General features: G+C 63.8%; 25 protein-coding genes. 13 read left to right on the forward strand and 12 right to left on the reverse strand.

Annotation, left to right across the window (positions count from 1 at the left end):
* Positions 1-13 precede the first annotated feature (13 nt).
* The 3 genes from CLU91_RS23100 to CLU91_RS23110 all read left to right on the forward strand — a co-directional run bounded on the left by CLU91_RS23100 (position 14) and on the right by CLU91_RS23110 (position 1,862).
* Positions 14-238 carry a hypothetical protein gene (locus tag CLU91_RS23100; protein WP_100875983.1) on the forward strand — a complete coding sequence of 75 codons (225 nt, stop codon included), beginning with the start codon at positions 14-16 and terminating at the stop codon, positions 236-238.
* A gap of 221 nt (positions 239-459) precedes the next feature.
* Positions 460-1,206: an SDR family oxidoreductase gene (locus tag CLU91_RS23105; RefSeq protein ID WP_100875984.1), complete on the forward strand. Its 747-nt coding sequence runs from the start codon at positions 460-462 to the stop codon at positions 1,204-1,206.
* Positions 1,207-1,319: 113 nt separating this feature from the next.
* Positions 1,320-1,862: an ester cyclase gene (locus CLU91_RS23110; RefSeq protein WP_100876886.1), complete on the forward strand. Its 543-nt coding sequence runs from the start codon at positions 1,320-1,322 to the stop codon at positions 1,860-1,862.
* Between the two features lie 9 nt (positions 1,863-1,871).
* Here the strand turns inward: CLU91_RS23110 and CLU91_RS23115 are convergent, their stop codons facing one another.
* The 7 genes from CLU91_RS23115 to CLU91_RS28305 form a co-directional block, all read right to left on the reverse strand.
* Positions 1,872-2,783: a LysR substrate-binding domain-containing protein gene (locus tag CLU91_RS23115; protein WP_100875985.1), complete on the reverse strand. Its 912-nt coding sequence runs from the start codon at positions 2,781-2,783 to the stop codon at positions 1,872-1,874.
* Positions 2,780-3,676 carry an efflux RND transporter periplasmic adaptor subunit gene (locus CLU91_RS23120; RefSeq protein WP_100875986.1) on the reverse strand — a complete coding sequence of 299 codons (897 nt, stop codon included), beginning with the start codon at positions 3,674-3,676 and terminating at the stop codon, positions 2,780-2,782. Before CLU91_RS23120 ends, CLU91_RS23115 begins: the two co-directional genes overlap by 4 nt.
* Before the next feature lie 48 nt (positions 3,677-3,724).
* On the reverse strand, positions 3,725-3,925 hold the full coding sequence (locus CLU91_RS23125; protein ID WP_100875987.1) for a DUF1656 domain-containing protein: 201 nt from the start codon (positions 3,923-3,925) through the stop codon (positions 3,725-3,727).
* The gene (locus CLU91_RS23130) at positions 3,915-6,053 is read right to left on the reverse strand and encodes an FUSC family protein (protein ID WP_232730848.1); all 2,139 of its coding nucleotides are present in this window, start codon (positions 6,051-6,053) and stop codon (positions 3,915-3,917) included. Before CLU91_RS23130 ends, CLU91_RS23125 begins: the two co-directional genes overlap by 11 nt.
* A gap of 10 nt (positions 6,054-6,063) precedes the next feature.
* Complete coding sequence (locus tag CLU91_RS23135) at positions 6,064-6,570, reverse strand: MarR family winged helix-turn-helix transcriptional regulator (RefSeq protein WP_100875988.1); 507 nt, start codon at positions 6,568-6,570, stop codon at positions 6,064-6,066.
* A 73-nt stretch (positions 6,571-6,643) separates the two neighbouring features.
* The gene (locus tag CLU91_RS23140) at positions 6,644-8,056 is read right to left on the reverse strand and encodes an efflux transporter outer membrane subunit (protein ID WP_100875989.1); all 1,413 of its coding nucleotides are present in this window, start codon (positions 8,054-8,056) and stop codon (positions 6,644-6,646) included.
* A 137-nt stretch (positions 8,057-8,193) separates the two neighbouring features.
* Positions 8,194-8,511, reverse strand: coding sequence for a DUF4148 domain-containing protein (locus tag CLU91_RS28305; RefSeq protein ID WP_198521391.1), 318 nt, complete (start codon positions 8,509-8,511; stop codon positions 8,194-8,196).
* A gap of 284 nt (positions 8,512-8,795) precedes the next feature.
* Between CLU91_RS28305 and CLU91_RS23150 the strand changes: the two genes are divergently transcribed.
* From CLU91_RS23150 to CLU91_RS23160, 3 genes are all read left to right on the forward strand, one after another.
* Positions 8,796-9,101, forward strand: coding sequence for a hypothetical protein (locus CLU91_RS23150; RefSeq protein ID WP_100875991.1), 306 nt, complete (start codon positions 8,796-8,798; stop codon positions 9,099-9,101).
* Positions 9,102-9,197: 96 nt separating this feature from the next.
* Positions 9,198-9,515: a hypothetical protein gene (locus CLU91_RS23155; RefSeq protein WP_100875992.1), complete on the forward strand. Its 318-nt coding sequence runs from the start codon at positions 9,198-9,200 to the stop codon at positions 9,513-9,515.
* A gap of 100 nt (positions 9,516-9,615) precedes the next feature.
* Entirely contained in the window at positions 9,616-10,104 is a 489-nt protein-coding gene (locus CLU91_RS23160; protein WP_157814784.1) for a DUF2244 domain-containing protein, read from the forward strand.
* Between the two features lie 5 nt (positions 10,105-10,109).
* On the opposite strand, the gene mgrA is transcribed toward CLU91_RS23160, so the two are convergent.
* Complete coding sequence (mgrA, locus tag CLU91_RS23165) at positions 10,110-11,150, reverse strand: L-glyceraldehyde 3-phosphate reductase (protein ID WP_100875994.1); 1,041 nt, start codon at positions 11,148-11,150, stop codon at positions 10,110-10,112.
* Between the two features lie 119 nt (positions 11,151-11,269).
* On the opposite strand from mgrA, the gene CLU91_RS23170 reads away from it, so the two are divergent.
* Entirely contained in the window at positions 11,270-12,856 is a 1,587-nt protein-coding gene (locus CLU91_RS23170) for a CYTH and CHAD domain-containing protein (protein WP_100875995.1), read from the forward strand.
* Positions 12,857-12,888: 32 nt separating this feature from the next.
* Here the strand turns inward: CLU91_RS23170 and CLU91_RS23175 are convergent, their stop codons facing one another.
* The 3 genes from CLU91_RS23175 to CLU91_RS23185 form a co-directional block, all read right to left on the reverse strand.
* Positions 12,889-13,248, reverse strand: coding sequence for a lysozyme inhibitor LprI family protein (locus CLU91_RS23175; RefSeq protein ID WP_232730849.1), 360 nt, complete (start codon positions 13,246-13,248; stop codon positions 12,889-12,891).
* A 247-nt stretch (positions 13,249-13,495) separates the two neighbouring features.
* Positions 13,496-14,074, reverse strand: a complete 579-nt coding sequence (locus CLU91_RS23180; protein ID WP_070224622.1) for a superoxide dismutase — start codon at positions 14,072-14,074, stop codon at positions 13,496-13,498.
* A gap of 185 nt (positions 14,075-14,259) precedes the next feature.
* Entirely contained in the window at positions 14,260-15,279 is a 1,020-nt protein-coding gene (locus tag CLU91_RS23185) for a LacI family DNA-binding transcriptional regulator (RefSeq protein ID WP_100875997.1), read from the reverse strand.
* 314 nt (positions 15,280-15,593) lie between these two features.
* Here CLU91_RS23185 and CLU91_RS23190 point away from each other — a divergent pair, with 314 nt between their 5' ends.
* The 6 genes from CLU91_RS23190 (at position 15,594) to CLU91_RS23215 (ending at position 23,714) form a co-directional block, all read left to right on the forward strand.
* Entirely contained in the window at positions 15,594-16,883 is a 1,290-nt protein-coding gene (locus tag CLU91_RS23190) for an extracellular solute-binding protein (RefSeq protein ID WP_100875998.1), read from the forward strand.
* 7 nt (positions 16,884-16,890) lie between these two features.
* Positions 16,891-17,892 carry a carbohydrate ABC transporter permease gene (locus CLU91_RS23195; protein ID WP_100875999.1) on the forward strand — a complete coding sequence of 334 codons (1,002 nt, stop codon included), beginning with the start codon at positions 16,891-16,893 and terminating at the stop codon, positions 17,890-17,892.
* Complete coding sequence (locus tag CLU91_RS23200; protein WP_034751746.1) at positions 17,889-18,707, forward strand: carbohydrate ABC transporter permease; 819 nt, start codon at positions 17,889-17,891, stop codon at positions 18,705-18,707. Before CLU91_RS23195 ends, CLU91_RS23200 begins: the two co-directional genes overlap by 4 nt.
* 27 nt (positions 18,708-18,734) lie before the next feature.
* A complete protein-coding gene (locus tag CLU91_RS23205; protein ID WP_100876000.1) occupies positions 18,735-20,102 on the forward strand; it encodes a GH1 family beta-glucosidase in 1,368 nt (455 codons plus the stop codon).
* Position 20,103: 1 nt separating this feature from the next.
* Positions 20,104-21,156, forward strand: coding sequence for an ABC transporter ATP-binding protein (locus CLU91_RS23210; RefSeq protein ID WP_100876001.1), 1,053 nt, complete (start codon positions 20,104-20,106; stop codon positions 21,154-21,156).
* Between the two features lie 107 nt (positions 21,157-21,263).
* Positions 21,264-23,714 carry a TonB-dependent receptor gene (locus CLU91_RS23215; protein ID WP_100876002.1) on the forward strand — a complete coding sequence of 817 codons (2,451 nt, stop codon included), beginning with the start codon at positions 21,264-21,266 and terminating at the stop codon, positions 23,712-23,714.
* 81 nt (positions 23,715-23,795) lie between these two features.
* Here CLU91_RS23215 and xseA read toward each other — a convergent pair whose 3' ends face one another.
* On the reverse strand, positions 23,796-25,157 hold the full coding sequence (gene xseA, locus CLU91_RS23220; protein ID WP_100876003.1) for an exodeoxyribonuclease VII large subunit: 1,362 nt from the start codon (positions 25,155-25,157) through the stop codon (positions 23,796-23,798).
* Positions 25,158-26,260 lie beyond the last annotated feature (1,103 nt).

Consider the following 26,260-nt stretch of genomic DNA (forward strand, 5'->3'; position numbering starts at 1 on the left):
ACCGGAGAACACCATGAAACAGCTGCCCTGGACCTTGTGCGTACTGGCCGTGGCCCTCGTGGCGTGGCTGGCGCTTGCCATCGTCAACGTGGAAAACCAGCGCAATGCGCTGGTGACCAAGGCGTGCGTGGACCCCGCGTTCAAGAACGAGGTCGATGCGAAATGCCTGGCGTCCGTGCAGTCGCGCGAACACTGGTGGCAGCATCTGACTTACGCCATGACGCATTTCCGGTCATAGAACACCGGATAAAATCTACTGCGCGTCGCGCTTTGCGGCCGGCGATGCTCACCGTACTAGAGTACGGTTGCGCTTCTCGGCCACAAATCACTGCCGCTCGCTACGATTTTCTCCGGTGTTGTGACGATGAGGGATGGATAGAAAAACTGCCCGCTTTGTGCGGGCTTTTTTACGTCTGCTGGTTGCGGGTATCATGAAGCCACAACTATTCAGGAGGGACGATGAAGGAAGTGATCTTGATTACGGGCAGCAGCCGCGGCATCGGTGCGGCGACGGCGCTGCTGGCGGCGCGCCAGGGCTATGCCGTGTGCATCAACTATGTGCGCGATGCACAGGCGGCCGACGCACTGTGTGCGCGCATCGTGGCCGACGGGGGCGAGGCCATCGCCGTGCAGGCCGACGCCAGCGATGAAGCGGACGTGGCGCGCCTGTTTGCGGAAGTCGACGCACGTTTGGGAACGCTCACGGCGCTGGTCAACAATGTGGGGGTGCTGGAGCAGAAATGCCGGCTCGTCGACATGTCCGTGCAGCGCCTGGAACGCGTGCTGCGCACCAACGTGATCAGTTATTTCCTGTGCTGCCAGCAGGCCGTGCGGCGCATGTCGACGGCCCATGGCGGGCAGGGCGGGCGCATCGTGAATGTCTCGTCGGCGGCCGCGCGCATCGGTTCGCCGGACGAATACATCGATTACGCGGCCTCGAAAGGCGCCGTCGATACCCTGACCCTGGGCCTGGCGAAGGAAGTGGCGGCCGAGGGCATCCGCGTCAACGGCGTGCGGCCCGGCATCATCCATACGGAGATCCACGCGTCTGGCGGCGAACCGGGGCGCGTGGCGCGCCTGGCGCCCGGCGTGCCCATGCAGCGCGGCGGCCAGCCCGAAGAAATCGCCGACGCGATTTTGTACCTGCTGGGGCCGGGCGCGACCTACGTGACGGGCAGCATCCTCGACGTGGCTGGCGGGCGCTGATTTTCAACTGCTACAAGTAATTGATTCAAGTGTGGGGCCAATTATCAAGCGCAGCAAGCGGGTCCAGAATGGCGGTGTGCCATTGCACGCCGATCAACCAACCTGGATTCATCATGCCCGTATCTGCCTCCGCTTTTGCCCCCGCCCTCCTGTCCCTCTCGCTGCTGGCCGCCGCGCCAGCCGATGCCGCCACCGATTTACCCATGCCGGCCCACTTGTCCGGCGCCGCTGCCACGGATACAACGGCGCTGGCCGCGCGCCGCTACGCCGCGTTCTGGCAGAGCGGCGCCCCGGCCCTGGCGCGCCAGGCGCTGGCCGATGATTTTATTGACCGCACCTTGCCCGCGGGCCGTCCGCAGGGACTGGCCGGCCCGCTGCAGGCGTCGCAAGTGTTCCATGCGGCCGTGCCGGATTTGAAGGTCGCCATCGAGCAGATGCTGGTGGCCGGCGACCGGGTTACCCTGCGCCTGCATTTCACGGGCCGCTTCACCGGCGTCTTTCCTACGCCGCAGGGCGAGCTGCGCGGCCAGGGCCAAGCCATCGATTTTTACGCGTTCGACCTGTACCGCGTGAATGCGCAAGGGCGCATCAGCGACAACTGGCACCTGGAAGACAACCTGACCCTGTTGCGCCAGCTGGGCGTTCTGCCGCAGTAAGGGCGGCCGTCAGGCTTGCAGCGCGGCGAATTGCTGCAGCAAGAACTCGGCCAGCAGGGCCACGCGCGGCGGCTGGAAGCGGCTGCGCCGGTACAGCAGGTTCAGTGGCACGCTATCGGAAAAATATTCGTCGAGCACCGTCTGCAGGCGTCCCGCGCGCAGGTCGTCGCCGATGTCGAGCAGCGATTTGTAGGCATAGCCATGGCCGGCCACGGCCCAGCGGCGGATGATTTCACCGTCGTTGCTGTGCCAGGCGCCTTGCAGGCGCAGGCCGTGGCGCTTGCCGTTTTCGCGGTAGCGCCATTCCTGCGGCGCGCCGTCGCCGGCCGTGAGCACCAGCGTCGGCAGCTGTGCCAGGTCGCGCGGCGCGGCCGGCACGCCGACCCTGGCGGCCAGCGCGGGCGCCACGCAGACGACGCGCCGGCCCGGGTGCAGCAGGCGCGCCACCATGTCGCTGTCGGGCAGCTCGCCGTAGCGGATGGCCAGGTCGACGTCGTCCTGCACCAGGTTGGCCGTGGCGTCCGTCAGGGTCAGCGCATGGCGCACCTGCGGGTGCAGCGCGGCAAAGCGGTCGAGCATGGGCAGCAGCAATTGGCGGCCGATGTCGGACGGCGCCGAGATGCGCACCACGCCGCGCACGGCGTCGCCGCCCGTGTGCAAGCCATCTTCCGCCTGCGCCAGCAAGTCCAGTGCCTGTTCGCTGTAGCGGCGGTAGTGCGCACCTTCATCCGTCAGGCGCAGCTGGCGCGTCGTGCGTTCGAACAGCGTGGCGCCCAGCGCCGTTTCCAGGCGCGCGATGGCGGCGCTGGCGGCGGCCGGCGACAGGCCGTGCTTGCGGCCGGCCGCGGAAAAGCTGCCCAGCGCCGCGGCGTCGAGGAACAGCGCGATTTCCGCCAGGCGCCCGGCGCCGCCGCGGCTCATGCGGGGTGCGCGGCCGCTGGTTTCGGCGCCGGTGCCGAATGCGGCGTGATCACCACGGTGCAAGTGGTGCCAGCCACCAGGACCTGGTTCTTGTCTTGCTCGTCGATGTGGATGCGCACAGGCACGCGCTGCGCCAGGCGCACCCAGTTGAAGGTGGGGTTGACGTCGGCCAGCAGTTCGCGGCCCGTGGCGGCGTCGCGGTCGGTGATGCCGCGCGCGATGCTTTCGATGTGGCCATGCAGGGTGCCGCCGCTCATCAGGTTCATTTCCGCCTTGTCGTCCTGCGCCAGCATGCCCAGCTTGGTCTCTTCGAAGTAGCCGACGACGTAGTACGAGGCGCTGTCGATGACGGCCAGCTTGGCCGCGCCGACGGCGGCGAAATCGCCCTTGTGCACGTTCAGGTTCGTCACGTAGCCGCTGACGGGCGCGCGCACGGTGGTGCGCTCGAGGTTCAATTGCGCCAGCGCGCGGGCGGCCACGGCGGCTTGCACTTGCGAGGTGGCCGAGCTGGCGGCAAAGGCCGCGCTCTCGCGGCTTTCCGTCGAGATGATGCTGGCGTCGAGGCTTGCGCGGCGCTGCGCCTCCTTGCCGCGGCGGCCCATTTCCGTTTTTTGCGCGGCCAGCACGGCGTCGGCCTGCGCCAGCGCGCTGGCATAGCGTTCCTTGTCGACGACGAACAGCACGTCGCCTTTTTGCACCACCTGGTTGTCGCGCACTAGCACGTCCGTGACGGTGCCGGCCACGTCGGCGCTGATGTTGACGATGTCGGCCTTGATGCGGCCGTCGCGCGTCCACGGCGACTCCATGTAGCGGTCCCAGACGGTCTTGCCTGTCCACAGGGCGGCTGCCAATAGCAGCACGGTGATTGCATAGCGGGTCAGTTTGCTTACCATGGCGGCAGCCTTTCCTTGATGGGGTTGAACAGTTTTTTTATTTGAAGGTTATTTGTACAGCGACAGCGCCAGTGCGCCGAAGATGACGATGAAGATGCACAGCCGCGCCAGCGACGGGTGCCACACCATGCGGTACACGCCCAGCCAGCCCAGCACGCGGTCGAGCAGGGTTTGCAGGGTTATGCTGAGGAGGAACAGGGGCAGCAGGGTAGGAATCAGAATTCCGAACAGGGCGAATTCACGCGGCATGGTGGTCTCCGGCGCCAGGCGCCATGTGGTCGAGTAATGAGGTGTAGATCGAATGCAGGTCGGCCAGCGCCGTCTGCAGGCGCGCGCTGCGCTCGCCGGTCGCATCGGCTTCCGTCTGGGCCGCGCGCACGACGGCGCCCGCCTGCAGGGTGGCCGCCAGCGCCGCCTGCAGTGCCGTGTCGCTGCGCGTGCGCAGCCAGCCGGCGATGTGCTCCACGCACTGCTGCAGCGTGTGGCGCGTGGCGCCCGGGCGGGCGGTGGCGATCAGTTCGCGCAGTTCGATCACGGAGTGGCCGATTTCCAGCAGCGTCAAGGCCTGGCGCACGACGGCGCGCGTGGCCTCGCCCGGCGCCGGTCCGGCCGCCGCATTGAGCTGGCTGAGCAAGTCGCGCACGCGGTTGTCGAAGCGGTGCTTGACTCTTCGCGCCGGTGCCGTGCATGCATGCAGCGCTTCGCGCCACAGGGCGCGGCCGATGTGGTCTTTGTGGCCCATCGTGTGCTCGGGCAGCAGCACGGCAAACACGAGGGCGGCCAGCATCAGTCCCACGATCAGTGCCATGCCGGTGTTCAAAAAGGCCGCGCCATCGACGTGCATCACGTTCGTCGGCGCCATCTGCGTGATGAAAGTCGACACGCCCAGGCCCACGCCCAGCTTGGCGGGATTGGTCATCAGGTACAGGCCGACGGCGAGAAACGGTGCAAAGCTCAGTACCAGCATGGGGAAGCCGTCGCCGTGCACCAGCACGAAATACACGCAGACGAGCGACAGCGGCATGGCGATCAGAAAGCCCGTCAGCACTTGCCGGATCATCAGGATGGGGCGTGGCGAGGACGAGGCCAGCGCGCAGAACACGGCCGCCATCAGCATCGCCGTGCTGGCGTAGGGCCAGGCGAGGAAATAGGCGCCCACCGCCAGCAGGGCCAGGCTGATGGCCGCGCGCGCGCCGCTGGCGATGACCAGCGCGGGCGGCGTCTTCGGCGCATACGCCTGCGGCGTGCTTACCTCGAGCGGCGTGTCGTGCACGAGGCTGAAATACACTTCGTGAAAGCGGCTCATGTCGCGCGCGAAGCGTTCGAGCAGCTCGCACACGGTGTCGAAATCGATGCGCTGCGCATGCGCGACTGGAGCCGCTTCAATATCTGTGCGCGCCTGCGCCAGCGCCGTTTGCAGATGCCGCTGCATGGTGTCGAGCGAGTCTTGCGAGGGCGTCGTTTGCAGAGATTCGGCGACGATGGCGTACAGGGGCGCGCAGGCCTGCATGACCTGGGTTTCGCCATCGCGCTGCAGCCGGTCGAACAGGCGGTGGAAGGTGTAGAAGGTGGTCAGCGCCGTCATGAAGGTGGCGTTGAAGGCGTGCAGCTTGCGGTTTTGCGCGCGCACGTGGCTCACTTTACTGGTGACTTCGAACAGCGCGGCCGAGCGGCCCAGCTCCAGCGCCGCCACATCGGCGGCGAACTGCAGATGCGTCAGTTCCACCTGGGCTGGCGTGAGCTGTTGCTGCAGCACGTCCTGGCAAAAGGTGAGGAATTTGCCGTAGCGCGCCTGCACCGTGCGCATCACCTGCGTGCCCTGGTGGCGCGGCAGCAGTACGCTGGAGACGGCCGCCGAGCAGATGATGCCCAGGCTCACTTCAGCCACGCGCGTGACGGCCAGCGAGAACACCTGCATCGGCTGCTCGATGGCGGGCAAGACGATCATGCAGGCCGTGTAGCCGGCCAGCACGTACACATACGACTGGGCGTTGCGGTGCAGGGCCGAGCCGCTCGTGCACAGGCCCACCCACAGGGCCAGGCCGGCGAACAGCAGCACGGGCTGCTGCGGGAACAGGCCGATCAGGGTCAGCGCGGCCGTGCATCCCAGCAGGGTGCCGCACAGGCGGTAAAAGCTTTTTTCCAGCACCATGCCGCTGCTGGGCAGGGCCAGGATGATGGTGGTGGTCATCGCCGTGCTGGGCGAATCGAGTCCCAGGCGGTAGGCCAGCCACAGGGCGCAGAATGCGGCGATGAGGGTCTTGCCGACGTAGATCCAGCGTTCGCCTTCCGTCTTGCGCCAGTCCTGCAGCGCCAGCGCCAGCCAGTGGGCCGCCCGGCTCAGGGGGCCATATGTAGGTGTTGTGGCTGGCGTCATCGATAGGCTATCAGTTCTGGTTGTTGAGATTGTTCAAATTGCGCAACTGGCGCATGTACAGCTTGTCGAGCACTTGCAGCTCTTCTTGCGTGAAGCCTTCGTACAGGGCCGAGGTTTCCTGGTACACGTCGGGCAGCGCCGTTTCGATCAGCGCGCGGCCCTTGTCGGTCAGCGAGATCATCACCGAGCGGCGGTCGCCGGGGCGCGTGCCGCGATGGATCAGGCCGCGCGTTTCCAGGTCGTTGCACACGCGCGTCAGGTTGGCCGGCTTTTCATGGCAGGCCATGCCCAGGGTGCAGGCGTTCGAGGTTTCATCGTCCGTGCCGTACAGCACGGCCAGCACCATGTAGCTGGCATCGACCAGGTCGTGCTTTTTCAGCGCCGCGTTGGTCAGATCCTTCATGCCTTTTTGAATGTGGTACGTCATGCGCAACAAACGCATCAGTTCCATGGGGAAGGCTGGCATGCGCGTGCGGATGTTTTGCAGCCGCTTGGAGGTGGCGTCAAAAGCGGTCATGTCATATTCCTTCATGTGTGAATAAAGTGCCGATTGTATCTTGTTGAGCTAGGGCAATGCCAGGATTGCCACACTAGATGCCGCCTCCCAATGCATTCATCAAGGAAACGTACAGATCGAGCTCGCGCGCTCCATTTTGCGCCTGCTGCTGTTCTTCCGCCAGCAGCGCCACTTGTGTGTTGAGCATGGCGATGGCGTCGCTCATGCCCGCCTTGTAGGCTTTTTCCGCCAGGTCGCGCGCGCGCTGCGCCGTGGCCAGCGCCTGAACGGTCAGCTGGTGCTGTCTGGCCAGCGACTGGGCGCGGGTGACGGCATTGGCCACGTCCGACATGGCGTTGATGACGGTAGCGTTGTACTGCTCCACGGCGCCGTCGTACATGGCCGTCTGGCTGCCCAGCTGGGCGCGTAAACGGGCGCCGGCAAAGATGGGCAGGCTCAGCGCGGGCGAAACGCCGCGGATGTCCGAGTTGGCGTCGAGAAAGTGGCTGAAACCGAAGGCCTGGAAGCCGGCAAAGGCCACCAGGTTGACGTTCGGGTAGAACTCGGCCTTGGCCGCATCGATGCGCTGCGCCGCCGCCTCGACTCGCCAGCGCTGGGCGGCGATGTCGGGGCGGCGGCCGATCAGGTCGGCCGGCAGGGCGGCGGGAATGGCCAGCGGCTGGTCCAGGCGCAGCACGGGGCGCGTGAGCGCCGCACCGGCGGCCGGACCCTTGCCCGCCAGGGCCGCCAGCTGGTTGCGCAGCAGGGCCAGCGATTCGGCCGACTGTTCCAGCTGGCGGCGGCCGGCCGGCAAGGTGGTTTCGATTTGCGCCACGTCAATATCGGTGCCGATGCCGGCTTGCTTGCGCTGGCGCGTGATGTCGAGGATGCGGGCGCGCTGCGCCAGGCTGCGTTCGATCACGTCCTGCAGCTGGAATTCGTACGACAGCTGGATGTAGGTGCGCACCAGCGCCGTTTCCAGCGCCAGGCGGGCCATCTGCGATTCGGCCGACGCCAGTTGCACGTCGCCCAGCGCGGCGGACAGGGCGGCGCGGTTGCGGCCCCACAGGTCCAGGTCGTATGAAGCCGTGACGGTGGCCTGGTTGCGCCACGCGTAATTGCCGGCCAGCGGCGCCGGCGTGCTGCCGTGCTGGGAATACAGTTCGCGGTTGATGGAAACACTCGCGTCGGCCTGCGGGCGGGTCTTGTCTTCCGCCGCACCGGCCAAGGCCTCGGCCTGGCGCACGCGCGCCTGGGCGCCGCGCAGGGTGGGGCTGTCGGCCAGCGCCTGGTCCATCAAACGGTTCAATTGGGGGTCGCGCAAGTCTTGCCACCATTGCGCGCGCGGCCAGGCGATCGCTGCGCTGGCGGCGGCATCCATGGCCTGGCTCGCTTGCAGTTTGTTTGCGTCGAGCATGGCCGATTGCGGCGCGATATGGCCCATGTCGGCGCACGCGCTCAAGGCAAGGGTCAGGCTGGCGGCAAGCAAACGGCGGTGCAGGGACATGCAGGGACTCCGGAAGGTGGTGTTGGGGCGATGCTGACAGCTCGCCGCGGTGAGCGCCGGGAGTGGCCCGGCCGGGGTAGGCCCGGATGCTGCGCCGCAACTGAGTTGTTACTGACTGAAACCGGCTGACTGGTTTCTTATTGCACGACGTGCTTGGTGGTTTGCGCAACATCAAAGTCCGCTTCCGTTTGCGGGATCAGGCCAGCCTTGCGGGCGGCGTAGAACTCGGCCATGACTTGTTCGCGCGTCACCTTGCTGGCGGCGGTAGCCGGCATTTTCGGGTAGTCGACTTCGCTGGTGGCGATTTCGCCGGCATTGCGGGCGCGGATGTATTCGGCTGTGACTTGCTCGCGCGTCAATTGCTGGCCCGTGGTGGCAGGCGCGGCGCTTTGGGCAAAAGCCGACGTGGCGGTGGTGATGGCAAACAATGCTGCGATGAGTGATCTGGCTTGCATGATAAGACTCCAAAATGTGCTTGATGGCTGGGTGGATGGGCCGGCTCGCCACGTACCGGTCGGTTCGGCGGCATGGCGCTGGTGGGCGCCGTGCCGCCGATGAAGCAATTTCTGGATGAGAAGATGCTTACTTGAATTAACTATAGCAATGAATAGTACATTTGTGAAGTAATTTTTGAAAATAGTTGTGCGATGCCGCATTTCCCCTTGGTAGTGCCGTGCAGGCGTGCGCCGCTGGCCAGGGCAGGGGAGTAAGCTGGTTTTTTGATCAATGGGAGTCAGCCATGAGCAGCAGCACACTCGATCCGGACAATTTGCCCGTCATCCCCGACCGCGTGCTGGGCAGCGGGCATGGCAAGGGCGCGCTGGGGCCCAGCGACAGCTCCGACAGCGGCAGCGACATGCAGGGCGTGCCGGGCCAGGACCCGGAAGAGCTCGACAACGACAGCGATGCGGCCGGCACGGGCGAGCGGGCCGGCGTGGAGCCGCGCAATACGGCGCCCGATGGCGGCGACATCGACGTCGATCATGTGGAAACCCTGGCGCCCGTGCGGCCGGCAAAGGAAGGTGGTGGCGAATCGCCCCCATGAATTACTGCCTCGCCTGCGCCATCAGCGTAAAATGCAGGCAAGGCGGCGTGCGCGCCGCCATGGCCAGCCGGCCGGCACAGGATAGGATGTCAGAGGATGCAAACGCAGATGTCGCAAGAGAAAGAAAAAGGCTTGATGTCGATGTACCGCGAGACGCGGCCACGCGAGTTTTTTGGCGAAAAAAGTAACACCAATCACCTGGCCTGGAGCGTGCTGGTGGTGTTGCTGGCGCTGGTGTTCTGGCTCGTCGTGGCCCTGGCGGCGGCGGAAAACCAGCGCTATGCCCTGGAAACGAAGGCGTGCCAGGATCATGTGTTTCCTGCGGAGATCGACACGTCTTGCCTGAAGCAGGTCAGGTCGCGCGATCACTGGTGGCAGCACGTGGGCCACGCGCTGGTGCGCATGGGCGCCTGAGCATGGCGCAAGCTGGCTGAATAACCTGGCTGACCCTGCGGCGGCAAGTGCCGCTGCGGTGATGGGTGACGGGGGATACAGCGATAGTGCGGGAGGCATCATGCCACGCGATCACTCGCGCGAGCAGCCGCAATGGCTGCTGGCGCGCCACAGTGCCTTGACGGCGCGCCAGTTGCTGCGCGCCTATGGCTTGCTATGCCTGTTTTCCCTGACGATTGCCGCCGCCTTTGCGCTGCGCGGCATCTGGACCATTCCCATCTTTTCGTTCGCCGAACTGGGCCTGGTGGCCATCGCCTTGCTGCATTACCTGCGCCATGCGCGCGACTATGAGCACATCGCCTTGCGCGACGGCGAGCTGGTCATTGAACAGGTCAGTGCCGGCCACTGCCGGCGCCACCACTTTTCGCCGTGGCGCACGCGCATCGCTATGCCGCAAGGGCCGCGCCAATTGATACACATCAACGATACCGGAGCTGGCGGCGCGCAGGTGCAAGTGGGCGTGTACGCCACGCCTGAGCGGCGCCGGCAGGTGGCGCAGGAACTGCTGGCCCTGCTGCCACCGCCAATGTCGCCGCCAGCGCCACCGTGAATGCCTTACACGGCCCGCGACGGACCTTCCCACAGATTGATATGGCCTTCGCGCGCCTGCACGTCGATGGCGGCCAGCTCGTCGGCCGTGAACGACAACTGCTGCAGCGCGGCCACGTTTTCGCGGATTTGCGCGCTGCTGCTGGCACCGATCAGGGTCGACGTGACGCGGGGATCGCGCAGTACCCAGGCCAGCGCCATCTGCGCCAGGGTTTGCCCCCGCTGCGCGGCGATCTGGTTCAGTGCGCGCACGCGGGCCAGGTTTTCCGCGCTCAGGTGCTGTTGCGTCAGCGAGCCGCCGCCGGGCCGGTTGACGCGCGCATCCTGCGGCACGCCGTCCAGGTATTTGTCGCTGAGCAGCCCCTGCGCCAGCGCCGTGAACGTGATGCAGCCCATGCCTTGCTCTTGCAGGGTGTCGAGCAAGCCGTCTTCCTCGATCCAGCGGTTGAGCATGTTGTAGGCCGGCTGGTGGATCAGACACGGCACTTTCCATTCTTTCAGCAGGGCGGCCGCCTCGGCCGTTTTTTGCGGCGAATACGACGACAGGCCCACATACAGCGCCTTGCCTTGCTGCACGGCGGTGGCCAGCGCGCCCATGGTTTCTTCCAGCGGCGTGTCGGCGTCGTAGCGGTGCGAGTAAAAGATGTCGACGTAATCGAGGCCCAGGCGCTGCAAGCTCTGGTCCAGGCTGGCCAGCACGTATTTGCGCGACCCGCCGCCCTGGCCGTACGGACCGGGCCACATGTCCCAGCCCGCCTTGGTGGAAATGATCAGTTCATCGCGGTACGGCAGAAAATCGTCGCGCAGCAGCTTGCCGAAATTGCTTTCCGCGCTGCCATACGGCGGGCCGTAGTTGTTCGCCAGGTCGAAATGCGTGATGCCCAGGTCAAACGCTGTGCGCAGCATGTCGCGCTGCGATGCCAGATTATTGCTGTCGCCAAAGTTATGCCACAGCCCCAGGGACAGCAGCGGCAGTTTCAACCCGCTGCGCCCGCAAGTGCGGTATGGCATGCTGTCGTAGCGGTTCTCGGCGGCGTGGTAGGTCATGGCATCTCCTTGTCAATGAATCGCCTATTTTGGCGCAAAATCAAGGTGTGCGTGCATGCGCCTTGCGCGCGACGGGCCGCGCCTTACAATGGGCGTTGAGGAATCTCCAGGGAGCGGTCATGGAAATCGAATTGAAATTGCTGCTGGCGCAGGAAGATGCATGGCGTTTGCGCGCGCACCCGTTGCTGGCGCAGGCTGCGCAAGGGCCACTGGTGCTGCAGATGCACGATATCTATGTCGATACGCGCGATTTGCAGCTGTGCCGCCACCAGGCGGGCTTGCGCGTGCGCCAGGTGGACGGGCGCTGGGTGCAAACCCTGAAGGCGGGCGGCACGGTCAGCGGCGGCTTGCACAGCCGCCACGAATGGGAAGGCGAGGTGCCGGGGCCGCAGCCGGACCTCGCCGCGCTCGACGCTGCCATCGGCCGCAAGCAGCCCATCCGCGCGCTGCTGCGCCAGGATGCCATCCGCGACGCCTTGCAGCCCGTGTTTACCACGCGCATCGAGCGCACCGTCTGGCAGCTGCGCACGCCGCAGGGCGACGAGATCGAATGCGTGCTGGACCAGGGTGTCATTGAAAGCGGTGCGGACGGTGCCGATGGTGCCATACGCAGCGTGCCCGTCAGCGAGATCGAGCTGGAGTTGAAGCAGGGGCAGGCCGCCAGCCTGTTCGATGTGGCGCTGGCGCTGCTGCAGGAGGTGCCGCTGCAGCTGGGCCACATGAGCAAGGCGGAACGCGGTTACCGCCTGGTCGCGCAGCAACCCTTGCGCGCGGTCAAGGCCCAGCCCGTGGCGCTGGACGCGGCGATGTCGGTGGAGCAAGCGTTTCTGGCCATCGCCGGCAATTGCCTGGAGCAGGTCAGCGGCAACCAGGATGGCGTGGCGGGCGGCGCGGATGTGGAGAGCGTGCACCAGATGCGCGTGGGCTTGCGGCGCCTGCGCTCGGCGCTGGGCATGTTCAAGTCCCTGCTGGTGCTGCCGGACGCCTTGAAGAGCGAACTCGACTGGTTGGGCGGCGCGCTGGGCGAGGCGCGCGACTGGGATGTGTTGGCAGGCAATACCCTGGCGCAACTCGATGGCGAGGCGCAGGCGGATGCGGCAGCGCTGGCGCAGGCAGCGCACGCGCAGGCGCGGCTCAAGCATGTAGAGGCCGCCCAGGCCGTCACCTCGGCGCGCTGCACGGCTTGCATGCTGGGCTTGCAGCGCTGGCTGCAGGCGCGCGCCTGGCGCGACAGCTGTTCCGTGCGCCAGGCGCGGCGCCTGGACGCGCCCGTTTCCCCGTTTGCCCATGCTACCGTGCGCAAGGATCAGCGCCGCCTGATGAAGCGCGGCAAGCGCCTGCTGCATGCCTCGCCGCAGCAGCGCCACCAGGTGCGCATCGCGGCCAAGAAGACGCGTTACGCGACGGAATTTTTTGCCTCGCTGTTTGCCGCGCGCGCCGTGCAACCGTATGTGGGGCGCTTGTCGGCCTTGCAGGATGAACTGGGCTGGCTCAACGATGTGCAGGTGGCCGACCGGCTGCTGCAGCAATTGCCCGATGTCCAGGCCGACCAGGCGGACCAGGTTGACCAGTCCGCCCACGACGGGCTGCGGCTGCACGCGGCCTTCATCCGTGGCTATCTGGCGGCGCGCGCGCAGGCGCAGGGCAAGGATGGCCGCATGCACAAGGCGTGGCGGCGCTTCAAGGCGGCCCGTTTGCCGGCCTGAGCCCGCCCCGTTTGCGCCAGCGCAGCTTCAGTTCACAGCTTGCTGTTCTGGCAGCCGGCACTGACGCATTCGCGCACGCGGTCTTGCAGGAATTGCGCGCGTTCGATGGTGGTCTGGGTGGCGCAATCGAGGTTGACATAGAAGCCTGACGCTTCGCGTTTGGAACAGTTCTGGTTGCGGTTGGCTATCCACGCCAGCTGGCCCGATTTGAGCTTTTGCTTGCCGCCGGCATCGAGCTGGGCGCTCAGCTTCTTGTAGTTGGCGTTGAGTTCCTTGTCCGCTTCCTGGTACACCTTGTTCAGACAATACAGACCGTCGAAGTCGTTGCGCGGCGTGTCGCAGGCCGAGTTGGCGAAGGCGGAACCGGAGGCAAGGACGAGCAATGCAAGCATGAATTTTTTCATTATTTTCTTTCAGCAAGAGATGGCGGCGAGGCTGGCCGGCGAGCACGGGTGTGCACTTGCGTATTTTACAATGTCCCGCATGTGGATCTTGTTCGTTTGACCAGTGTGTGCCGCCTGCATGTACTTTCTGTCTGGACATAAAAAAAGCCCGCGCTCGCAAGCGCAGGCTTCTTTCCAGGACACGTCACTGCGGCGCAGGCCGCCGATACGTCCGGTTTACGTTGTCAGGAACCGCTTACGCGAAGTTCTTGGCAACGAAGTCCCAGTTGACCAGGCCCCAGAACGTTTCCACGTACTTGGCGCGCAGGTTGCGGTAGTCGATGTAGTAGGCGTGTTCCCAGACGTCGCAGGTCAGCAGCGGCTTGTCGCCGGTGGTCAGCGGGCAGCCGGCGTTCGAGGTGTTGACGATGTCGACGGAACCGTCGGCCTTTTGCACCAGCCAGGTCCAGCCCGAACCGAAGTTGCCCACGCACGACTTGGTGAATTCTTCCTTGAACTTGTCGAACGACGACCACTTGGCGTTGATCGCGTCAGCCACGGCACCCGTAGGCGCGCCGCCGCCGGCCGGCTTCATGCCGTTCCAGTAGAAGGTGTGGTTCCATACTTGCGCTGCATTGTTGAAGATGCCGCCCGACGATTTCTTGATGATTTCTTCCAGCGACAGGTTCTCGAACTCGGTACCCTTGATCAGGTTGTTCAAGTTGGTGACATACGCCTGGTGATGCTTGGCATAGTGGTATTCCAGGGTTTCTTTCGAAATATGCGGCGCCAGAGCGTCCATTTCATATGGCAGTGGTGGCAGAGTATGTTCCATGTGATGTCCCTTTATGGTGAGTGTTCGGAGTCTTCCAGCCTGTGGCCGGAGGGTTGAGCCTTGCGTGCTTGAATCAAGCATTCTTGCTGAACGAGCCACTATTGTAAAGCGGATGCGCCATTGCTGCAGATTCCCACACGCGTCGTGGATGCCGTTGGCGTAGTGATTCTCGTTCAGCGCCCGGCCTAGCGAATACGCCGCGTGGTTTCCCGCACGATCAGCTCCAGGGGCGGTATTGCTGCCTGCACGGCTTCGCCATTGATCAGGCCCAGCAGCGCTTGCGTGGCGATGCGGCCAATGTCGTACAGGGGCTGGTGGATGGTCGTCAGCGGCGGCGTCGTGTAGGACGAGCCGGGCAAGTCATCGAAACCGACGAGCGAGATATCGTCGGGCACGCGGATGCCCTTGCGGTACAGGCACAGGCGCACGCCGTAGGCGGACAGGTCGTTGGCGGCGAAGACGGCGCTGAATTGCTGCTGCGTATCGAACAAATGGTTCATGGCCAGCATCCCGCTTGCCTCGTGGAAATCGCCTTCCACCATCAGCTTCGGATCGATGGCGATGTCCGCTTCGCGCAGCGCGCGCTGGTAGCCCGTCAGGCGCTCGGCCGCATCCGTGTTGTTGGCGGGGCCGGCCACGAACGCGATGCGGCGGTGGCCCAGTTCCACCAGGTGGCGCACGGCCAGGTAGGCGCCGTATTCGTTGTCGAGCTTGAAGCCGATGGCGCTTTTCGTGGCCAGCAGGCGGCCCGTCGAGACGATGGGGCGCTGTTGCGAGAAATCGAGCACGCTCTCGTCCGAGATGCGTCCGGACAGCAGGATGATGCCGTCGACTTTTCTTGCCAGTAGCAAACGGATGCGGTCGGCCTCTTCCTGCGCATTCCAGTGTCCGCTGACGATGACGGAGGCATAGCCCGTGTCTTTCAAGCCATCGTCCACGCCGCGCAGGCTTTCATCGAAGAAAGGGCTGGAAATATCCTGCACCACGATGCCGATGGTCATCGAGCGGCCCTTTTTTAAGCCCTGCGCCATCTGGTTCGGCGCGAATTTCATGTGCGCAATGGCCGCCAGCACGGCATCGCGCTTGTCGTCGGACACCCTGGCCGTGCCATTGAGGATGCGCGAGACGGTGCTGGGCGACACGCCAGCCTGGCGGGCCACGTCGAGCAGGGTGGAAGGGGGAGCAGCGTGGGCGCTATCGTTCAAGGTGATTCCTGGGTATCAAGATGGCTGGTTGTCAGTGCTCTGAAAACCTTTTCAGTGAAAGATTACCATAAATGCCCACAGGGCCGTGGGTCGGGGCTTGAAAACGTTTTCACGAAAAACAACAGCATCTTGAAATGGCGGATTTTTTCGTCTTTTCATAGGAGAAAGCGCGCCAGGGCATGCATCTCGCCACGCTGCCCTCAATAAAAATGACAACTTTTTCGGTTGACTTGATTTTCTTTGCGGTGTTAAATGGACGCATGTTGTGAAAACGTTTTCAAGATAGAAGACGCTCAATAAACGGAGATGAAATAATGAAGTCAAGCATCCTTGGCGCCGCCCCCCTGGCAGCGCTGACCCTGGCCGCCAGTGTGGCCGCCGCGCCCGCCGCCGTCCCGCCGGCCACCGCCCTGCCGGCGCTGGCCCCGGCGACCATCACTGTCGCCTCGTTCCCCGACCTGGACCGCGCCGTCAAGACGGCCTTGCCCCTGTGGGAAAAGCTCTACCCGCAAGTGAAGGTCAAGCTGGTCAGCCTGCAGATCGACGACCACCATAACTCGATGACGACGGCACTGGCGGCCGGCGCGCGCCTGCCCGACGTGATGGCCATCGACTTCCGCTACGTCGGCAGCTTTGCCGAATCGAAGGGCATGGAAGATCTCTTGCTGCCGCCATACGGGGCAGGGCAGTACCGCGCCCAGTTCGTGCCATTCACCTTCGTGCAGGCGACCAGTTCGCGCGGCACCCTGGGCGCCATGCCGGCCGACCTGGGACCGGGCACGCTGTTCTACCGCAAGGACTTGATGGACAAGGCGGGCATCAAGGAAACCGACCTGACGCAATCGTGGGAGTCATATATCGCCGCCGGCAAGAAGCTCAAGGCCGCCACCGGCACCTATCTGCTGGCCGGCGCCAGCGACCTGGCCGACATCGTCATTCGCGCCAACCTGAAAGATGGCGAAGGCATCTATTTTGGCGACAAAGGCCAGGTGCTGGTCGACTCGCCCCGCTTCGTGAAAGCCTTCGAACTGGCCAAGGCGGCCAGGGTCGCCGGCATCGATGCGCGCACCGTGGCCTGGACGGGCGAGTGGGCCGAAGGATTCAAACGCGACAAGGTGGCCAGCCAGATGATGGGTTCGTGGTTGAGCGGCCACCTGGCCAAGTGGCTGGCGCCGGCGTCTGCCGGCCAGTGGCGCGCGGCCAACCTGCCGGCCGGCGCGCTGGCGTCGTATGGCGGCTCCTTCTACGGCATCCCGAAAAAGGCGGCGAATAAAACCCAGGCCTGGGAATTCATCAAGTTCATGACCGTCAACAAGGATATCCAGCTGCACTCGCTCAAAGAGATCGGCGCCTTCCCGGCCCTCAAGGCCGCGTATGCGGACCCGATGATGGACGAGCCGCAGCCGTATTTCGGCGGCCAGAAGACGCGTTTGCTGGCGCGCGACACGGCGGCGAAAATCCCCGTCATCCGCGTCGACAAATTCGACGCCGTGGCGCGCGACATCGTCAACATGGAACTGGAAAGCGTGCTGGCGCAAAACAAGGATATCAAGACGGCGCTGGCCGACGCCAAGGCCCTGATCACCCACCGCGCGCGGCGCTAGGAGCAGCATGACTACCTCCATGCCTTGTACCGAGGACGCGCCCGCTGCCGCTGCCGCGCGGCCCGCCAGGAAACGCTACAACATGAAGCAATGGGCGCCGTATATCTTCATCAGCCCCTTCTTCATCCTGTTCGCCGTCTTCAGCCTGTTCCCGCTGCTGTTTTCCATCTATCTGTCGTTCAACCAGTGGGAAGCGGCCAGCGGCGTGGAAGCCATGCAGTGGGTGGGCCTGGACAACTACAAGTATGCCTTGAGCGACCCGTGGTTTTTGCGCTCGCTGGGCAACACGCTGTGGCTGGCGCTGGCCTCGGGCGTGCCGCAGCACCTGGTGGCCATTCCGCTGGCAGCGTTCATCCACAACAGCTTCAAGCGCTCGCGCAACCTGGTGATCGGCATTTACTTTTTACCGTTCATCACCTCCAGCGTGGCCATCGCCATGGTCTTCAACACCCTGTTCTCGCGCGACTATGGGCAGATCAATGTGCTGATCCAATGGTGCGCCAGCCTGCCGCTCGTCGGCGGCCTGTTTCCGGCGGAATCGATCGACTGGCTGGGCAGCTCGCTGTTCATCAAGCCGGCCGTCGCCTTCGTGATTTTCTGGCGCTACCTGGGCTGGAATCTGGTGCTGTATCTGTCCGCGCTGCAGGTGATACCCAAAGACCTGTACGAAGCGGCCACCATCGACGGCGCCTCGAAACGCCAGCAGTTCTGGTACATCACCCTGCCGCAGCTGCGCCCCATGATCTACCTGGCCGTGACACTGACCATCATGGGCAACCTGCAGCTGTTCGAGGAGCCGTTCGTGCTGGTGGCCGAATCGAGCGGCGTGAGCCAGTCGGTGATGACGACGGCCATCTTCGTCTACAAGACGGCGTTTTCCTCGGGCGACTTCGGCACGGCGTCGGCCATTTCCTGGCTGCTGTTTTTGATCATCGCCAGCACCACCTGGGTCAATAACCGCATTTTCAGCCGCAACGAACGTAGAGAAAAACGCAAGGAGGTCCGATGAAAACCACCCGCTGGACGGCCTACGCCATGGTGGCCATCGGCGCCCTGATCATGGTCGCGCCGTTCTACTTCATGTTCGTCTTCGCCACGCACACGAGCGCCGAGATCTACAGCCTGCCGCCGCCGCGCTGGTTCGGCACGGCCCTGCTCAACAACCTGGAATTGCTGCAGGAGCGCCTGCCGTTCTGGCGCAATATCGGCATCAGCCTGTACGTGGCGCTGATGACGACGGCCCTGACCTTGTTCTTTTGCTCGCTGGGCGGCTATGCGTTTGCCATGTACGAGTTCCGCTTCAAGCGGCCCCTGTTCACCCTGGTGATGGCGTCGATGATCATCCCGTCTTTCATGAACATGATTCCCACGTTCATGCTGATGGATTTCCTCGGCTGGCTGGACCAGCCGCGCGCCCTGTACGTGCCTGGCGCGGCCGGCGCGCTGGGGATTTTCCTGATGCGCCAGTACATCGGCACGGCCATTCCGAAGGATCTGATCGAGGCGGCGCGCATCGACGGCTGCGGCGAATTCGCCATCTACTGGAGAGTCGTGCTGCCGCTGATCGGTCCCGCCATGGGCACCCTGGGCCTGATCACCTTCATCAACTCGTGGAACAATTTCATCACGCCGCTGGTCGTCATGCGCTCGGTCGAGAACTACACGATCCCGCTGGCTTTGCGCAGCATGCAGGCGCCGAACAACACGGAGTGGGGCGCGCTGATGACGGGCGCCGCCATCGCCGTGCTGCCGCTCTTGCTGATGTTTTTTGTCGCCTCGAAGCGTTTAATTGAAGGACTGACCCAGGGCGCCGTCAAAGGCTAGCACTCTCTTTAATCCACTCACACTGACATGACCACCATGCATAACGACGATATTGACACCAACTTCCCCGCCACCTTCACCTGGGGCGTGGCCACCAGCGCCTACCAGATCGAGGGCGCCGCCGCCATCGACGGCCGCGGCCCATCCATCTGGGATACCTTCAGCCACACGGATGGCAAGATCATCGACGGCAGCAATGGCGACGTGGCTTGCGACCATTACCACCGCTACGCGGAGGACGTGGAACTGATCGCCAGCCTGGGCGTGAACGCCTACCGCTTTTCCATGTCCTGGTCGCGCGTGCAACCGACGGGTTCCGGCGCCTGGAACGAGGCCGGATTCGATTTTTACTCCCGCCTGCTCGACGCGCTGGCCGCCAAGGGACTCGATGCGCACCTGACCCTGTACCACTGGGACTTGCCGCAAGCCTTGCAGGACGAGGGCGGCTGGCTCAATCGCGCCACCTGCTACCACTTCGCCGTCTACGCGGCCGAGGTGGCGCGCCGCTTCGGCCACAAGGTCGCCAGCATCGCCACGCACAACGAACCGTGGTGCACGGCCGTGCTGGGCCACGGCACGGGCCAGTTCGCCCCCGGCATGGCCGACCCGGCCGCCGCAGTGCAAGTGTCGCACCATCTGCTGCTGTCGCACGGCCTGGCCATGCAGGCGATGCGCGCCGTCAATCCGCCCGCCAAGCTGGGCATCGTGCTCAATCAATGGACGGCCACCCCGGCCACCGACAGCGCCCAGGACCGCGAGCTGGCAGAACTCGAATATGCGCGCTCGGTGCAGTGGTATATGGACGCCATCTTCAAGGGCCGCTACCCGGCCCTGGCCCTGAAACACCCAGATGCTTCCGCTTTATCTATCTTTGAAAACGATTTCATAGATATCAGGCAGCCTATCGATTTCCTCGGCGTGAACTATTACACGCGCGCTTTCATGAGCGCCGAGACGCCGCCGCGCAAGCCCGAATGCAAGCTCGGTGTCAACGACATGGGCTGGGAAACCTATCCGCAAGGCTTGACGGAACTGCTCGTCGGCCTGCACCGCGAATACCGGCTGCCGCCCGTCTACATCACGGAAAACGGCATGGCCGTGGCCGACAAGCCCGTCGACGGCAAGATCCACGACGCGCCGCGCATCGAATACGTGCAGCTGCACCTGGACGCCTTACGCGCCGTGATTGCGCAGGGCATCGACGTGCGCGGCTATTTCTACTGGAGCCTGATGGATAACTTCGAGTGGAACTCGGGCTACGCCAAGCGCTTCGGCATGGTCTACGTCGATTACGCCACGCAGCAGCGCAGCTTCAAGGACAGCGCCCTGTGGTACCGCGATTTTATTATCGCCCAGCGCGCATCCCATGCCGTTGCCCTGGCCGGGGAGCACTGACATGGCCGCCATTTCCCTGCGCGGTATCCGCAAGACCTACGGCGACGGCCCGGAAATCGTCAAGGGCCTGGACCTCGATATCCACGACGGCGAATTCATGGTCTTCGTCGGACCGTCCGGCTGCGGCAAGTCGACCCTGCTGCGCATGATCGCGGGACTGGAAGACATCAGCGCGGGCCAGCTGCGCATCGGCGACTTGCTGGCCAACGACGTGGCGCCGGCCGAGCGGGGCATCGCCATGGTCTTCCAGAGCTACGCCCTGTATCCGCACATGACGGCGCGCGACAACATGGGTTTTGCCTTGAAACTGGCCGGCAAGCCGGAAGCCGAAGTGCGCGCCGCCGTCGGCAAGGTGGCCGAGATTTTGCAGATCACGCACCTGCTTGACCGCAAACCCAAGGCCTTGTCGGGCGGCGAACGCCAGCGCGTGGCCATCGGCCGCTCCATCGTGCGACAGCCCAAGGTGTTTTTGTTTGACGAGCCGCTGTCCAACCTCGACGCGTCCTTGCGCGTGCAGACGCGCATCGAGCTGGCCAAGCTGCACCAGGAACTGGGCACGACGATGATCTACGTGACGCACGACCAGGTCGAGGCCATGACCCTCGGCGACCGGGTCGCCGTCTTCCACGGCGGCCACCTGGAGCAGGTGGGGGCGCCTTTGGACCTGTACCGCCATCCGGCCAGCCAGTTCGTCGCCGGCTTCATCGGCGCGCTGCGCATGAACTTTTTGCCGTGCGCCGCCGTCCCCGCGCTGGCCAGCCAGCTTGGCGGCGAGGCGCGCATGCTGGTCGGCATACGCCCCGAGCACCTGCGCCTGGTGCCGCGCCACGAGGGCTACGGCGCCACGGTGACCCTGATCGAGCAGCTGGGCGACGCACAGATCATCCACGCGACCCTCGACGGATGCATCGACGGCGGCCCGCACGCGGTGGCCATCAAGTTGCACGGCGAGGCGCGCCACAGCCTGGCGCAGGGCAGCGCCATCGGCTTCGCACCGGAAGAAGGCCATGCCTTTCTATTTGACACGGCCGGGCGCGCCGTGGCCACCCATTGACCCCGCACGGAGGCGACATGACTTCAGATTGACACCCAAAAAATGTGCAGCAATAGCCAAAGAGCTATGTGATCATCAATTAACCAGCGGTACAGGAGACAACAACAATGCAACAGCTCAAACGCAATACCATCGCCCTCAGCCTCGCGCATGCGACCTTCGCCCAGTTCATCTTGCTGGGCAGCGGCGCCGCGCTGGCACAGGACACCGCAGCCACGGACGCGGCAAAACCGGCCGCCGAACAGATGGACCGCATCGTCGTCACGGCCACGCGCCGCAATACCTTCGTGCAGGAGACGCCGCTGGCCGTCACCGCTTTCAACCAGGACACCCTGCAAAACAATCAAGTGAAAGACCTGGCCTCGCTGGCGACCATGGTGCCGAGCCTCGTCGTCGAACAGCATGGCGACTCGGGCGGCGTGCACGTCTACATGCGCGGCGTCGGCTCGGCCAACCACACGGAGCTGGGCGACCCGGCCGTCGCCTTCTATGTCGACGGCGTGTATTCGCCGCGGCCCCAGGGCGCCACGGCGCTGATGTATGACTTGAGTCACGTCGAGGTGGCGCGCGGACCGCAGGGCACCCTGAACGGCCGCAATTCGACGGCGGGCGCCGTCAACCTCGTGTCGGCCGCGCCGAGCACGGCCAAGTTCATGGGCTCGGCCGGCATCACCGTGGGCGACAAGCGCCATCTGCAGACGCAGGGCATGCTCAATATCCCGTTGTCCGACGACGTGGCGCTGCGCATCGCCGCCATCAAGGATAGCCATGACGGCACGGTGGACTTCCGCCGCGGCTCGAACGTCATGCCGGGCACGGCCAAGTATGGCGCCGGCGACCAGATGGGCGTGCGCGCCTCGCTGCTGTGGAAGTTCACGCCGCAGCTGCGCGGCACCTTCATCGCCGACTACTTCCTCGACCAGGGTGCCGGCAACGTCTACCTGGCGGCCGAACCGAAACCCGGTGAAAAGCTGCGCTCGGCCCTGATCGACACGCCGGGCACCCTGGACCAGTCGATTCTGACCTACAAGGGCAAGCTCAATTACAAGCCGACCGATGCGCTGGACTTCACGTACCTGGGCAGCTGGAGCCGCTACAAGCGCCAGAACAGCAACGATTCCGATGCGGGCCTGTTCCCCGGCTTTAAGTCGGAAAACCGCACCGACTGGGCGCAGTTCGACAGCTATTCGCACGAGCTGCAGGCCCGTTCGGACGACGATGCGCCGTTCCAGTGGGTGGCCGGCGTGTTCCTGTTCAATGAAAAGAACAAGGTGCGCTTCGATATCGACCGCAGCCAGATTTCGCAGGCGGCCGTGCAGCAGGATATCGCCAACGGCGCCGTGATTTTCGTGCAGCCGACCGTGGGCCAGTACGCGTCCTCGATGTCCTTCATCCAGGGCGACCGCCAGCTCAAATCGAAAGCCGTGTTCGGCCAGGTCAGCCAGCAGCTGACCGATACGCTCAAGCTGACGGCCGGCGCGCGCTACACGAAAGACCATAAATTCGACGTCGGCGGCAAGAACTGGGCTTGCCCGAACTGGCCCGCCAACACGCCGCTGGGCACCACGGTACTCACTGCCGACCAGCTGCGCCAGCTGGTCACGCCCGGCACGGGCCTGGCCAATACGCACAATATCGGACCGGGCGGCGCCATCACTGCCGCCGCCTGCGGCAATACGCCGGGCGACAATACGGCCGACCTGAAATACGGCCAGGCCACCTGGCTGGGCCGCATCGAGTACAAGCTGCGCCCGGACATTTTGCTGTTCGGTTCCGTGACGACGGGCTTCCATTCGCCGGCCATCGGCGACGGCGGTGCCACCACCAAGCCGGAAAAGCTGACCAGCTATGAAATCGGCTTCAAGTCGGACTTGCTGAACCGCGAACTGACCCTGAACCTCGATGCGTTTTTGATGAAGTACAAGGACAAGCTCGAATCGCAGGTGGTCAACAGCGTGCTGGCCAACTTCAATGCGGCTGGCGCCACCGTCAAGGGGTTGGAAGCGGAGTGGGTGTGGCGCCCAACGAAGGTCGACCGCCTGACGGGCAACGCTACCTGGCTCAAAGCCGTGTACGATGATTTCATGTCGTGCGACGTCGATGCGGCGCGCGCGAATGGCCAGTCCTGCGGCTCGACGGCGCCACTGGTGAACGTGGGCGGCAGCACCATGAAGCATGCGCCGAAGTTTTCCACGACCGTCCAGTACGAGCATGATTTCAGTGTCGCCGGCGGCCAGCTCACGCCGCGCGCTTCGGTGCACTATGAAACCATGTCGTACGTGGGCGCGGGCGCGTTCAACGGCGACGTGCCGGGCCACGCCGGCGTCAAGCGCCAGGAAGCGTACACCACGCTGGACCTGAGCCTGCGCTTCCAGCCGGCCAACAAGGCCTATACGGTGGAAGCGTTCGTGCAGAACGCCACCGACAAGGCGGTCAAGCTGGACGTCAATGAAATCTGCACGGACGTGGGCATGCCATGCCAGCCGACGCAGCAGATCTACGGCGCCTTCTACAACGCACCGCGCACGTTTGGCGCGCGCGTGTCGATGAAGTTTTAATCAGGTCGTGTGAAAGAGCCGTTGCAGTAGCAGTCCACTCAGTAGGGAAGGTGTTGGGCCGGGGTTCTTCCCCGGCCTTTTTTACTCTAATGTCGCTTGCACGCTGGCGATGCCGATCTGCGCGCTGCCTTCGGCCAGGCGTACGTTGACGTTCTGGCGCGCCTGCAACTGGGCCGGCGAGCGCACGATATTTCCCTTTTCATCGCGCAGGATGGCGTAGCCGCGTTCCAGGGTGCGCTGGGGGTTGAGCAGTTCCAGCTGCGCCGCCAGGCCGTCGAGGCGGTGGCGCCGCTGCGCCACCAGTTGCACCATGGCCGCGCCGCCGCGCCGCTGCATGTCCGCGAGGCGGGCGCGCGGCGCCGTGACGTCGGGCCGCAAGGCGGCCCAGCGCGAACGCAGGCGTTCGAGCGCGTACTGCGACTGGTTCACGGGCGCGCGCGCCGCATGCGTCATGGCCGTCGACAGGGCCAGCAGTTGCAAGCGCTGCTGCTGCAGCTGCGCCTTCGGGTTGAGCAGGCGGCGGCTGTGGCGATCCAGCGTTTGCGCCGCATCGTCGAGGCGGCGGCGCATGGCGCGGCGCAGATCGGCAGCATCGGCGCGCAGGGAAGCCATCCAGTCGGCGCGCGGCGTGGCCGCCAGTTCGGCCGCCGCCGTCGGCGTGGCCGCGCGCAGGTCAGCCGCGAAGTCGGCGATGGTGAAATCGGTCTCGTGTCCCACGCCGCTGATCACCGGCATGGAACAATCGGCGATCGCATGGGCGACGGCTTCATCGTTGAACGACCATAAGTCTTCGATGCTGCCGCCGCCACGACATACCAGCAGCACGTCGCACTCGGCCCTTGTGGAGGCAGTGCGGATGGCGTGCGCGATTTTTTCCGGCGCTTGCTGGCCCTGCACGGGCGTGGGGTACAGAATGATGGACACGTGTGGCGCGCGGCGCTTGAGCGCGATCAGCACGTCGCGCAGGGCGGCCGCCTGCGGACTGGTGACGATGCCGATGCTGCGCGCGAACATGGGAATGGCGCGCTTGCGTTCCTGGTCGAACAGGCCCTGCGCGGCCAGTTTTTCCTTCAGGCGCTGGAACGCTTCGTACAGGGCGCCCACGCCGGCGCGGCGGATGGCTTCGACGTTGATCTGGTAATCGCCACGCGCGCCGTACAGGGTGACGAGGGCGCGCACTTCCACCTTGTCGCCTTCGCGTGGCGTGAAGCCGGCAAACTGCGCGCGGCCACGGAACATCACGGCGCGCACCTGGGCGCCATCGTCCTTCAAGGTGAAGTACCAGTGGCCGGAAGCGGCGCGCGTAAAGTTGGAAATCTCGCCGGCGATCCAGGTCAGGGGGAACGAGCGTTCGAGCAGGCGCGCGACGGCCTGGTTCAGGGCGCTGACGGTCAGCACGGGCGGGGCGGCAAAGCCGCTGTCAGTTGGAGTATCGGTCATCATCTGGTGCTATGGGGGAGGAAACTGTCCACATATTATCGGCGAGGTCATGCTTATGTCATATATCGTGCAAAACAACAAGTTCTATTTCTAAGTATTTGATTTCATGCAGAATTCCCGTATGCCTGATTTGCGTGCACAGGGAAAAAAACCTTTAATATCAAGCACATCAGTAAAGCCCGTGCCACTTACGCACAAAGTTATCCACAGAAAGTGTGCGGAACTTTTTGCCGTGGACAATTGTTGCCGGACAGGCCCCTTTCGACAAAGGAAAATGCCCTGCTACATTTTTACGCACTGAAATAAAGTACATAGGAATCAAGCGCTTAGTATGCCATGCATGGCCTTGCGCACAATCTTATCCACAAAAAATGTGCAGAACTCTGGTGCAGCGCTGGAATTATCCACTGAAACGCCCAAGGCATGGCTTGCCTGAATTTTGCGCAGCATAAAAATAACCATACAAATCAAGGGTGTAGCATTCGTGCCTAGGCCTTGCTCACAATCTTATCCACAGAATGTGTGCAAAACTGCATAAACCGTTTCGCGGCTTGTCCGGGTTTTCCACCGCGCGAACATGCCGAATTGCTGCCTCATTTTTAAGCATTGAAAAAAACTCCTTTTAAATCAAGGGTCTTGCGTGGAGTCAATCGGCTTGCTCACAATCTTATCCACACTTTATGTGTGGAACTGCATTCTCGGTGGAAAAGTATTGTTTGGCGATAGTTTTTGGCATGAAAACCTCCGCTTTTCACGCCCTGCTACATTTTTACGCAGGGAAATAAAAACGATATAAATCAAGGTACTTGGCGTCTATTCTTGCGCTTGCGCACAATCTTGTCCACAGATTGTGTGCAGAACTTTGACGCTGAAAATGCCGCATGTGTCGCTCCGTTTGCCACTTTTTTGTGCATTGATTTAATGTCGTTTAAAATCAATGGCTTAATTGAATTCCTTGGCTTTGCGCACAATCTTGTCCACAGTTAATGTGCAGAACTCTGTAATCATTAATTTATTGACATTGACTACTGCCGATAAGCTGCTATGCCTGTATTTTGCGCAGAGCGATATTGTTCATGTAAATCAAGTACTTACGTGCAGCACTT

Source organism: Janthinobacterium sp. 64 (genome assembly GCF_002813325.1).
In the GTDB taxonomy this organism is placed as follows: domain Bacteria; phylum Pseudomonadota; class Gammaproteobacteria; order Burkholderiales; family Burkholderiaceae_D; genus Janthinobacterium.

What these genes read in the sequence shown, in the direction of transcription:
- CLU91_RS23140 (WP_100875989.1), bottom strand. Translation starts at nt 8,056, where the DNA reads ATGTCCCTGCACCGCCGTTTGCTTGCCGCCAGCCTGACCCTTGCCTTG.
- CLU91_RS23160 (WP_157814784.1), top strand. Translation starts at nt 9,616, where the DNA reads ATGCCACGCGATCACTCGCGCGAGCAGCCGCAATGGCTGCTGGCGCGC.
- CLU91_RS23120 (WP_100875986.1), bottom strand. Translation starts at nt 3,676, where the DNA reads ATGGTAAGCAAACTGACCCGCTATGCAATCACCGTGCTGCTATTGGCA.
- CLU91_RS23155 (WP_100875992.1), top strand. Translation starts at nt 9,198, where the DNA reads ATGCAAACGCAGATGTCGCAAGAGAAAGAAAAAGGCTTGATGTCGATG.
- CLU91_RS23215 (WP_100876002.1), top strand. Translation starts at nt 21,264, where the DNA reads ATGCAACAGCTCAAACGCAATACCATCGCCCTCAGCCTCGCGCATGCG.
- CLU91_RS23135 (WP_100875988.1), bottom strand. Translation starts at nt 6,570, where the DNA reads ATGACCGCTTTTGACGCCACCTCCAAGCGGCTGCAAAACATCCGCACG.
- CLU91_RS23105 (WP_100875984.1), top strand. Translation starts at nt 460, where the DNA reads ATGAAGGAAGTGATCTTGATTACGGGCAGCAGCCGCGGCATCGGTGCG.
- CLU91_RS23100 (WP_100875983.1), top strand. Translation starts at nt 14, where the DNA reads ATGAAACAGCTGCCCTGGACCTTGTGCGTACTGGCCGTGGCCCTCGTG.
- CLU91_RS23170 (WP_100875995.1), top strand. Translation starts at nt 11,270, where the DNA reads ATGGAAATCGAATTGAAATTGCTGCTGGCGCAGGAAGATGCATGGCGT.
- CLU91_RS23115 (WP_100875985.1), bottom strand. Translation starts at nt 2,783, where the DNA reads ATGAGCCGCGGCGGCGCCGGGCGCCTGGCGGAAATCGCGCTGTTCCTC.
- CLU91_RS28305 (WP_198521391.1), bottom strand. Translation starts at nt 8,511, where the DNA reads ATGCAAGCCAGATCACTCATCGCAGCATTGTTTGCCATCACCACCGCC.
- CLU91_RS23190 (WP_100875998.1), top strand. Translation starts at nt 15,594, where the DNA reads ATGAAGTCAAGCATCCTTGGCGCCGCCCCCCTGGCAGCGCTGACCCTG.
- CLU91_RS23130 (WP_232730848.1), bottom strand. Translation starts at nt 6,053, where the DNA reads ATGACGCCAGCCACAACACCTACATATGGCCCCCTGAGCCGGGCGGCC.
- CLU91_RS23205 (WP_100876000.1), top strand. Translation starts at nt 18,735, where the DNA reads ATGACCACCATGCATAACGACGATATTGACACCAACTTCCCCGCCACC.
- CLU91_RS23200 (WP_034751746.1), top strand. Translation starts at nt 17,889, where the DNA reads ATGAAAACCACCCGCTGGACGGCCTACGCCATGGTGGCCATCGGCGCC.
- mgrA (WP_100875994.1), bottom strand. Translation starts at nt 11,150, where the DNA reads ATGACCTACCACGCCGCCGAGAACCGCTACGACAGCATGCCATACCGC.
- CLU91_RS23125 (WP_100875987.1), bottom strand. Translation starts at nt 3,925, where the DNA reads ATGCCGCGTGAATTCGCCCTGTTCGGAATTCTGATTCCTACCCTGCTG.
- CLU91_RS23175 (WP_232730849.1), bottom strand. Translation starts at nt 13,248, where the DNA reads ATGCTTGCATTGCTCGTCCTTGCCTCCGGTTCCGCCTTCGCCAACTCG.
- xseA (WP_100876003.1), bottom strand. Translation starts at nt 25,157, where the DNA reads ATGATGACCGATACTCCAACTGACAGCGGCTTTGCCGCCCCGCCCGTG.
- CLU91_RS23150 (WP_100875991.1), top strand. Translation starts at nt 8,796, where the DNA reads ATGAGCAGCAGCACACTCGATCCGGACAATTTGCCCGTCATCCCCGAC.
- CLU91_RS23195 (WP_100875999.1), top strand. Translation starts at nt 16,891, where the DNA reads ATGACTACCTCCATGCCTTGTACCGAGGACGCGCCCGCTGCCGCTGCC.
- CLU91_RS23110 (WP_100876886.1), top strand. Translation starts at nt 1,320, where the DNA reads ATGCCCGTATCTGCCTCCGCTTTTGCCCCCGCCCTCCTGTCCCTCTCG.
- CLU91_RS23210 (WP_100876001.1), top strand. Translation starts at nt 20,104, where the DNA reads ATGGCCGCCATTTCCCTGCGCGGTATCCGCAAGACCTACGGCGACGGC.
- CLU91_RS23180 (WP_070224622.1), bottom strand. Translation starts at nt 14,074, where the DNA reads ATGGAACATACTCTGCCACCACTGCCATATGAAATGGACGCTCTGGCG.